Annotated in this window: 7 protein-coding genes; 6 read left to right on the top strand and 1 reads right to left on the bottom strand. The window is 68.9% G+C overall.

Annotated features, from left to right (window positions below):
• Positions 1 to 132: 132 nt before the first annotated feature.
• On the bottom strand, positions 133 to 1,620 hold the full coding sequence (locus ASJ79_RS11170; RefSeq protein WP_067955094.1) for an EspA/EspE family type VII secretion system effector: 1,488 nt from the start codon (positions 1,618 to 1,620) through the stop codon (positions 133 to 135).
• A 262-nt stretch (positions 1,621 to 1,882) separates the two neighbouring features.
• On the opposite strand from ASJ79_RS11170, the gene ASJ79_RS11165 reads away from it, so the two are divergent.
• From ASJ79_RS11165 to ASJ79_RS11140, 6 genes are all read left to right on the top strand, one after another.
• Complete coding sequence (locus tag ASJ79_RS11165; protein ID WP_067955092.1) at positions 1,883 to 4,048, top strand: EAL domain-containing protein; 2,166 nt, start codon at positions 1,883 to 1,885, stop codon at positions 4,046 to 4,048.
• Positions 4,049 to 4,308: 260 nt separating this feature from the next.
• Positions 4,309 to 5,052: a hypothetical protein gene (locus ASJ79_RS11160; protein ID WP_067955090.1), complete on the top strand. Its 744-nt coding sequence runs from the start codon at positions 4,309 to 4,311 to the stop codon at positions 5,050 to 5,052.
• Between the two features lie 57 nt (positions 5,053 to 5,109).
• Positions 5,110 to 5,988: a formylglycine-generating enzyme family protein gene (locus tag ASJ79_RS11155; protein ID WP_067955088.1), complete on the top strand. Its 879-nt coding sequence runs from the start codon at positions 5,110 to 5,112 to the stop codon at positions 5,986 to 5,988.
• A 229-nt stretch (positions 5,989 to 6,217) separates the two neighbouring features.
• Positions 6,218 to 6,919, top strand: coding sequence for a GntR family transcriptional regulator (locus ASJ79_RS11150; RefSeq protein WP_156448379.1), 702 nt, complete (start codon positions 6,218 to 6,220; stop codon positions 6,917 to 6,919).
• A 64-nt stretch (positions 6,920 to 6,983) separates the two neighbouring features.
• Entirely contained in the window at positions 6,984 to 8,339 is a 1,356-nt protein-coding gene (locus ASJ79_RS11145; RefSeq protein ID WP_067955083.1) for an arylsulfatase, read from the top strand.
• The coding region (locus ASJ79_RS11140) for an ATP-binding protein (protein WP_369803648.1) at positions 8,336 to 9,647 on the top strand (1,312 nt) is incomplete at its 3' end. The genes ASJ79_RS11145 and ASJ79_RS11140, both read left to right, overlap by 4 nt.

Raw genomic sequence — 9,647 nt, 5'->3', positions numbered from 1 at the left:
GCGCTGCGATCAGCGCGTACACCGCCACCGCCCAGAACGCTCCGCCCGCCAGCGCCCCGATCATCGCCGCGCATGTCCAGTCGATCACCGCATCAGCCTCCCGCATTCCTGAATTGTAGGTACGAACGCGCGTCACGAACCCGGAAGAAACTCGGTGCCCTGCATCGGCGTGTACTGTCGCACCGTCGGCGCCTCGCCGGCCGGGCCGAACGGTGTGAAGTTCCCCGGCGGCACGATCGACATCGGCGGTGTCACCGGAATCGGCGCCGGCTCACCCACATCCGGAATCGTAGGCGGAACCATCTGCGGGACAACACTGTTGAAGCTCGGCACCACGCTCGGATCACCGATGTCCTTGTCGAACGGCAACCCGACCATCGGGCCGGACGCATCGCTGGTCAGGGTCGGCCATTCCTGAAGCACCGTGGTCGTCATCCCGCCGCGGTCGCTGTAGATCTCCAGCGCCGGGAACGTCGTCACGTCGTCGCCGCCCACCCGCGGGCCGGTGTCCGACGGCACGATCCCCAGCGTCCCGTTCACGCTGATGCCCGACGCCTTGGCTAGGCCCTCGCCGCCGGGCGAGAACGGATCCGCGGCGTTGTACCGGATCAGCACCCCGCCGTCGGAGGTCTGCACCGCACCGATCGACGGTGTGCCGGTGCGCACCTGCCCGGTGTCGGCGTTGATCGACGGGTTCTGCCGCGCCACGATGATGCCGTTCTCGAAGTCGGTGTAGATCGCCACCCGCGAGGCTTCCGGCCCGGCGGTGGGGGAGAAGCCGCGGTTGTCCCCGAGGTTGTTGTCGTAAGGCGGTACCCCGACGGTCGGCGCCCACACGTCCTCGCTCGGGATGAACAGATTCGTCCGGACCACGCCCTGCCCCGGGACCGGCTCGATCCGCCCGACCACGATATTCGCGTCCACCCCTTGGTTTTTCGGGTCATAGCTGTTCGGATCGAGAGCGGAGGCGGTCAGCCAGTCGGCGTCGCTGACCGGGGCCCGGCCGAACACCTCCCGGAACGCGTCGATCTGATTCTTCGTGCGTTCGGATTCGTCCCCGCCGGAATCGTCGTCGTCGGGTTCGTCACCGTCAGGCGCCGGGGCCTCCGGCAGGCCCCCGAACTTCTGGCCCGCACCCAGCGCCTGGAACTCGCCGCCGATCCCGGCGATGGCGCCACCCACGGTGTTCAGCTCGCCGTTGGCGCGGGTGACCACCTCGGTCAGCTGCGCCAGGCCCTTCTGCACGATCGGCGCCACCATCAGCTCGCCGGCCCGGTTCTTCGGCACGCTGGCCGCCGCCGCGACCACCCACTCGCGGATCGCGTCGAGGTTCTGCCGCCCCGCGGACACGATCTGCGCGGACCGGTCGACCTGCTCGGCCAGCCGCCTGTCGAGCGCGCCGAGTTCACGCACGACGCGCTGATGGTCGGTGTTGGCCTTGCCGTACGCCGTCGCCGCGCCACCCGACCAGTACCCCGTCGGCGCCGCCCCGTCGAGTTCGTCGGTCAGCCGGGTCAACTCGGTGCTGTGGTCGTACGACGCACCCGGCTGCGGAGTGCCCGACCCGAACGTCGCCCGGGCTTTGGCCCACGTCGACAGGAACGCCTCGAGTGCACTCACCCCGCTGCCGCCCCTGCCATGACACTCATTATCGGCCCGCCCCACCGACCCCTCGTGCACCAATCTGCGGAGCCGGCTGGGGCTTGCTGAAACTGCTTCTATGGTGCGGTGGCAACCGCATCGACAGCCCTTGCCTTCGGAAAAAGGCACAGCCTGCCAGGGTTTATGCTGCTCACTCGTATGGTCACGGTCGGATCACATCCTTGAAACAGGTACCGTCAAAATCCGGCATCTGTTTATTAACGGTTCTATTATTTTGCCCATGTCGGTCGAGCAGGTGCCGGGGCGCCTCGCCGGGGATGAGCCCGAGGTCCCCGTCGAACTTGTCCGGACCCTCCTCGGCGTCCTCCGGCAGCGCCTCGGTCTGGAAACCGCGTGGCTGTCGGTGTTCCACGACGGCATGCAGACCGTCGAGGTGCTCGACGGCAACGCCGACGGGCTCGGCGTCTCGCCCGCGCAGCGCTCCCACCTGTCCGAGTCGTATTGCGTCCGCGTCATCGACGGACGTCTCCCCGCGGTCATCCCCGACACCTCGGCCAACCAGACCACCGCCGCGCTGCCGATCACGCGTGAATCCGGCCTCGGCGCCTACGTCGGCGTGCCGGTGCTCGGCCACGGCGGTGCCACGGTCGGCATGGTCTGCGTGGTGAGCCGGGAGCCGAAGCCCTACCTCGCCGACGACGACCTGCCCATCGTCAAACAGGTCGCCGACCTGATCGGCACCCTCATCGACACCCCGGCGTGGGGCACCGACCCCACCTCCGAGCAGCGCAAGGCCATCCGGAGGGTGGTGTCCGAACGGGACTTCGAGGTCGTCTTCCAGTCGATTCACGACGCCGCATCGGGCACCGTGGTCGGCGTCGAGGCGCTCGCCCGCTTCCCGTGCGAACCGTTCCGCCCCGACAAGTTCTTCGAACAGGCCGCCCTGCTCGGCCTGGACATCGAGCTGGAGACCGCGATCGTGAGCCGCGTGCTGTCGCTGATACCGCAGCTGCCCCACGACGCGTTCGTCGCGATGAATATCTCCCCGGCCGCGGCGCTGGCCGCCCCGTGGTCCGAACTGCTCGCCGACGTCGACCCGTCGCGCATCGTGCTGGAGATCACCGAGCACGACGCCGTCCCGAACTATGGCGCCCTCGACGACGCCCTCGACGCCTGCCGGGCGCGCGGTATGCGCGTCGCGGTCGACGACGTCGGCGCCGGCTTCGCGTCGTTCTCCCACGTCCTCGAGCTGTCACCCGAATTCGTCAAGATCGACCAGTCCATCACCCGCCACATGGACACCGACGACGCCCGGCGCCGGCTCGCCCAGGCCATCGCGCAGTTCGCCACCCAGATCGGCGCCACCGTGATCGCCGAAGGCGTGGAAAGCCAGGGCGAACTGGACGCCGTCGCCGCCTCCGGGATCTCGTGGGCACAGGGCTTCTGCCTGAGCCGTCCCAAACCACACGGCCACGGCTTCCCGGCGGCCCACGCGACCGCCGCGGAGACCGAAACCTCACCGGCGACGGTGGACCTGTTGGGGGATCGGCCTTTTGAACTGGCGCTGGCCCATTCGCCGATCGGGATGGCCGTGGTCGGACTGGACGGCAAGTTTCACCGCACCAACCGCGCGCTGCGCGCGATGCTCGGGTACAGCCGACGGACGTTCGCCGACCTGACGTTCCAGGAGATCACCCACCCTGAGGATGTGGCCACCGAACTGGCTCTGGTCGCCGAATGCCTGGCCGGCCGGCGCCGCTCGTACCGCATCGACAAGCGCTACATCGCCGCCGACGGGCACGTCGTGTGGTGCGCGCTGACCGCGGTGCTGGTGCACGCCCCGCACGACCGGCCGCTGTGCTTCGTCTCCCAGATCGTCGACGTCACCACCGATCGGCTCCGGGAAGCCGAACTGGCCCACCAGGCGGCCACCGACCCGCTCACCGCGATCGCGAACCGCTCCGCCGGCTGGAGCCGGCTTGAGCAGCTCGCCGCCGACAACGACGCCTACGGCGTGTTGCTCTGTGACATCGAACAATTCAAGACCGTCAACGACACCTGCGGCCACCATGCCGGCGATCAGCTCCTGGTCGAGGTGGCCGCCCGCCTGCTCACCGTCGTCGGCGACGACGACCTCGTCGTGCGGTGGGGCGGCGACGAATTCCTTGTCATCATCGACACCGCCGAGGAGCAGGACCTGGCGCTGTTGGCCAAGCGGATCGCCGAGCAGTTCGACACCGCGCCCATCACGTTGGTCGACGCGACCGAGGTGCCGGTCGCGCTGACCATCGGCTACGCCGCACGCCGCCCCGGGGACGGCCGGAGCATCGACGCCGTGCTGGACTGCGCCGATCAGGCCATGAACGAGCAGCGGCACGCACACCGCAACGTGTGCTGGTACGCCGGGGTCGACGCGGTCGGACCGGTCGCTCGGCAAACCCTATAGCCCTGAATTGTCATACCCTGGCTTCACCTCGTTCGTCGACTTCAAGTACGCGCAGAGCCAGCGAATGCCCACGCTGCGGCGGCCGCCGCACGATGACGATCTGCTGCGGCCTGCCGGCCCACCTGGAGGATTGGGGACCCTGGGCGGCCGTCGGCGGGTGCTGCCCCAAGGACGAGAAGTGGCACTGCAGCCTGTGCAACCACAACTGGGCCTAGCTCCGGCTTCCGAACCCTGTCGCCCACGCGGGTAGCGTCCGCACCATGAGCGACGGACGCAGGCGCCGCAAAGCCAAGCAGGCGCGGCGGGACGCCCGGCGGACGACCGACCGGGAACGGGACCCTGCGCAGGAGACACCGCTGGTCGACGAAGTGCGTGGGGCCCTGACCGGTCACCCGCTGGAACTTCTCGGCATCGTGGGCGTGATCATCGAAGCGACCATTCCATTGGCGTGGCTGGGTCCGGGCGAACAGCGGGAGACCCCCGACCTGGCCGGCCTGGTCGACGGGTTCATCGGCGTGCCGAACCTCGAGACGTCGGCGCTGCTGGCGGCACTCGCCGAGCTGCTCGACGACGCCGAGCTGCGGGCCCGCTGCCGTCGGGAACTCGGCACGCGACCCGACGCGCTGCCGCGGTGGCTCACCGAGCTGGCGGGCGTCGAGGTGTACCGGGCGGCGCGACTGACCCATGCGCTCGGTGACGGTGACGAGGTGCTGGTCGGAGCGAGACTGGCTGGCGGCGGCGAGCTGACCTGCGTCGCGGTGATCGACCACACCGCGCAGGGCGCGGTCAGAGACGCGTTCGTCGTGCCCGATCCGATCGACGACGTGATTCGTGTTGCGGCGGAACGCATTACCGACCCTGACGCCGGCTTCGTGGACATGAGCCTCGGCGACGCGCGCGCCTGGCTGGAGCGCGGACTGAACCAGCCGATCGTGATGGAGCCGTCGGATTCGTGGCCGGCCTGCCGGCCCGTGCTGCGGTGGCTGACCCGCCGCATCGGGTGACGACGCGCACGGGGCCGTCGGGTGTCGCGCTCGGCGGTGACGACCTAGCCTGGCGGAGTGCTTACTGAAACCGTCGATCTGCCGGGTGGCTCCTTCCGCATGGGATCTGTCGACTTCTATCCCGAGGAGGCGCCGGTGCACACGGTGTCGGTGGCGCCGTTCGCCATCGAGCGCCATCCGGTCACCAACGCGCAGTTCGCCGAATTCGTTTCCGACACCGGCTATGTCACCGTCGCCGAGCGCGCGCTCGACCCCGCCGACTTTCCCGGTGTCCCGCAGGCCGACCTGGTTCCCGGTGCGCTGGTGTTCCGGCAGACCCGCGGCCCGGTCGATCTGCGCGACTGGCGTCAGTGGTGGACCTGGGCGCCCGGCGCCTGCTGGCGGCACCCGTTCGGGGAGGGCTCGTCGATCGACGACCGCCTCGACCACCCGGTGGTGCAGGTCGCCTACCCGGACGCGGCGGCGTACGCCCGATGGGCCGGCCGCCGACTGCCCAGCGAAGCGCAGTGGGAATACGCGGCGCGGGCGGGTGGCACCACGGCGTACGCGTGGGGCGACGACGTGCGCCCCGGCGGCCGGCTGATGGCCAACACCTGGCAGGGCGACTTCCCCTACCGCAACGACGGTGCCCTCGGCTGGAGCGGCACCTCCCCGGTCGGCACCTTCCCGCCCAACGGGTTCGGGCTGCTCGACATGATCGGCAACGTGTGGGAGTGGACCACCACGCCGTACACCCGGCAACACCGCCTCGACCAGGCCGCCGAGGGGTGCTGCCCGGCGCCGCCGCCGGCAGGTGATCCGACCGTGCACCAGACGCTCAAGGGCGGGTCGCACCTGTGCGCGCCCGAGTACTGCCACCGCTACCGGCCGGCGGCACGCTCGTCCCAGTCGCAGGACAGCGCCACCACGCACATCGGTTTCCGCTGCATCGCCTGACCCCCCGCGCGGTGGCGAAACGTCACCGGTTTCGCCGACGTGAAGCGCCTGGCCTCAGCGTTTCCCGTGTATCAGGTGGCGTAACATTCGGTAATCCGCCACCCCGGCCGCGAACTGGCACAGTGAGGGCATGCCACGGCGACCGAAGATCCCACCGAAGGACTTTCCCCGTCCGTCGGTGCGCGAATACGCCGGCACCCGGGCCGATGCCGCGCGGTGGGTCCGCGATGTGCTGCGCAGTCAGATCCTGGAGGGCGCCTTCGGCGGACTGGCCGCCGCCCGTCCGGCGCTGCCGTCGGAATCGGAGCTCGCCGCCGAGCTCGGCGTGAGCCGCAACGCGATCCGCGAGGCCCTGGAACTGCTGCGTGGCGAAGGCCTGATCACGCGGGTCCAGGGCTCGGGGACCTTCGTCACCGGCGCGAAGCTGCGCCAGCACCTCGACCGGTTGGAGGGCCTGGCCGAATCGCTTGCCGGACACCAGCTTCCCGTCGACAACGAGGTGTTGTCGGTGCGTGAGTCCACCGCCACGCCGTTCGTCGCCGCGAAACTGCAGCTGCCGGAGAACGCGCCGATCCTGTTCATCGAGCGGCTCAGATCGGTCGGCGGTCTCCCGCTGTCCCTGGACACGACATCGCTGCGGTTCGGCGCCATCCCTGTCGACGCCGAACTGACCCAGCAAGACGTCTTCGCGCTCATCGAGCAGGAGCTCGGCGTCCGGCTCGGCTGGGCCGAGATCACCGTCGAGTCCGTCGCGGCGGACGCCAAGACCGCCGAACTACTCAAGATCCGTCCTGGTGCACCACTGTTGCTGCTCCACCGGCTCACCCATCTCGAGGACGGCACCCCGTTCGACCTCGAGACCGTGCGGTACCGCGGCGACAGGTGCTCCCTGGTGACCACCGCCGCACGTGGCACCGCTCCTCCGCCCTGACCCGAGCGTCGCAACACCAAGCCCGGCAGGGGAATCAACCCCAAAGTAGAGAGGTCTATTTGCCATGCCCGAACAACCCAACATCGTCTACTTCCACGTCGACAATCTCGGCATGGGTGAGCTCGGCTGCTACGGCGGGGGAATCCTGCGCGGCGCCGACACCGCCCGCGCCGACGCGTTCGCCGCCGAGTCGTTGAAGCTGTCCCACTTCGTCGTCGAACCCCAGTGCACACCGACCCGGTCCGCGCTGATGACGGGCCGCTACCCGATCCGGTCCGGCAACCACACCATCGCCCTCGGCGGCAACGGCGGCGGCATCGTCGGCTGGGAACGCACCATGGGCGACATCCTGTCCGAGGCCGGCTATGCCACAGCATGTTTCGGCAAGTGGCACATCGGGGCCGAAGACGGCCGCTGGCCCACCGACCACGGCTTCGACGAGTGGTACGGTCCCGCGCGCACCTACGACGAGTGCCTGTGGCCGGACGATCCATGGTACGACGGTGACCGCGACGGCTACTCCTACATGTACGAGGGCACCAAAGCCGACGGCGTCACCACCACCGACCAGCAGCTGACGGTGAAACTCAAGGGCCAGATCGATGGCGAATACGACCGGCGCGCAAAGGCGTTCATGAAGCGCAGCGTCGACGCCGGCAAGCCCTTCTACCTGTACCACAACCATTCGCTGATGCACTTCCCGATGGAGGTGCGCGAGGAGTTCAAGGGCAAGAGCACCAACGGGGCGTGGGGGGATTCGCTGTTGATGCTCGACCACGACTTCGGCAGCATCCTCGACGCGCTCACCGAACTGGGCATCGAGGACAACACCATCGTGATCTTCGCCGGCGACAACGGCGCCGAGGATCACCTGGCCGGACGCGGCACCGCGGGCTTCTTCGACGGCTCCTACTTCAGCTCGGCCGAGGGCGGCATCCGCACACCGTGCCTGATCCGCTGGCCCGGCAAGGTGGCGCCCCGGGAGAGCAACGAGATGGTGCACGTCACCGACATGTTCCCGACGCTGCTGCGCTGGGCGGGCGCCGAGCCGCCGTCCGACCGCATCATCGACGGCATCGACCAGCGTGAGTTCTTCACCGGCGAGACAGCGGAATCCAAGCGCGACGGCTGCATGGTGTGGCTCAACGAGGAACTGCACGCGGTGAAGTGGTCACAGTTCAAGATCAACTTCAAGCGTCAGCAGCACTTCCACGATCCCGAGATCCCGTTGGGGTTCGCCCGCATCACCAACCTGCTCGAGGACCCGAAGGAACGCGAGGCCGTCAACCAGACCTGGGTGCGGTGGTGGGTGATGCAGCACGCCTACCGCTTCATCCAGGAGTTCGAGGACAGCGTCAAGACCGAGGAGCTGATCCCGGCCGGCGCGCCCATCGACTTCGTGCCGGCCCGCAGCGGATAGGAGACACCTCGATGGCCACGTCGAACACCTATGGCGCCGAATCCATCACGATCCTGGAGGGGCTGGACGTCGTCCGTAAGCGACCCGGTATGTACATCGGGTCCACCGGGGAACGCGGCCTGCACCACATGATCTGGGAGGTCGTCGACAATGCCGTCGACGAGGCGATGGCCGGCCACGCCGGCCGGGTCGACGTGACCCTGCTGCCCGACGGCGGCGTCGAGGTCGTCGACGACGGCCGCGGGATCCCGGTGGCGCAGCACGCCACCGGGATCCCCACCGTCGACGTCGTCATGACCCAGCTGCACGCCGGCGGCAAGTTCGACTCGGACTCCTACAGCGTCTCGGGCGGCCTGCACGGTGTCGGCGTGTCCGTGGTCAACGCGTTGTCCACCCGCCTCGAGGTGGAGATCTGGCGCGACGGGCACGCGTGGTCGCAGACCTACGACCACTCCGTACCGGGTGTCCTCGCCAAGGGCGCGCCGACCTCGCGAACCGGTACCAGGGTCAGGTTCTGGGCCGACGGCGACATCTTCGAGACCACCACCTACAGCGCCGAGACGGTCGCCCGCCGGCTGCAGGAGATGGCGTTCCTGAACCGCGGCCTGACGCTCACCCTCGGCGATCTGCGCACACCGGAGAGCGCCGAAGCCGGGGACAGGCGCACCTTCCATTACGCCGACGGCCTGGTCGACTTCGTCGCGCACCTCAACCGGTCCAAGGAACCGATCCAGCCGTCGATCGTCGGCTTCGCCGGCGCCGGGCCGGGCATCGAGGTCGAGGTGGCGATGCAGTGGAACGCCGGTTACTCGGAATCGGTGCACACGTTCGCGAACACGATCAACACCCACGAGGGCGGCACGCACGAGGAGGGTTTCCGGGCGGCGCTGACCTCGGTGGTGAACAAGTACGCCCGGGACAAGAAGTTGCTCAGGGACAAGGATCCGAACCTCACCGGTGACGACATCCGCGAGGGGCTGGCCGCGGTGATCTCGGTGAAGGTCGCCGAACCGCAGTTCGAAGGCCAGACCAAGACCCGGCTGGGCAACGCCGAGGTACGCTCCTGCGTGCAGAAGGTGTGCCACGACAAGCTGACGCACTGGTTCGAGGCCAATCCCGCCGAGGCGAAGACCGTCCTCACCAAGATCAGGTCGTCGGCGCACGCGCGGCTGGCAGCCCGGAAGGCGCGTGAGCTGGTGCGCCGTAAGAGCGCCACCGACATCGGTGGGCTGCCCGGCAAGCTCGCCGACTGCCGCTCCACCGATCCGAGCAAGTCGGAACTGTATGTGGTGGAGGGCGATTCGGCGG

Origin of the sequence: Mycobacterium sp. NAZ190054 (assembly GCF_001545925.1) — a bacterium.
Lineage (GTDB): Bacteria > Actinomycetota > Actinomycetes > Mycobacteriales > Mycobacteriaceae > Mycobacterium.
The sequence above is the reverse complement of the archived record's forward strand: the minus strand, read 5'-3'. Positions and strand labels throughout refer to the sequence as shown.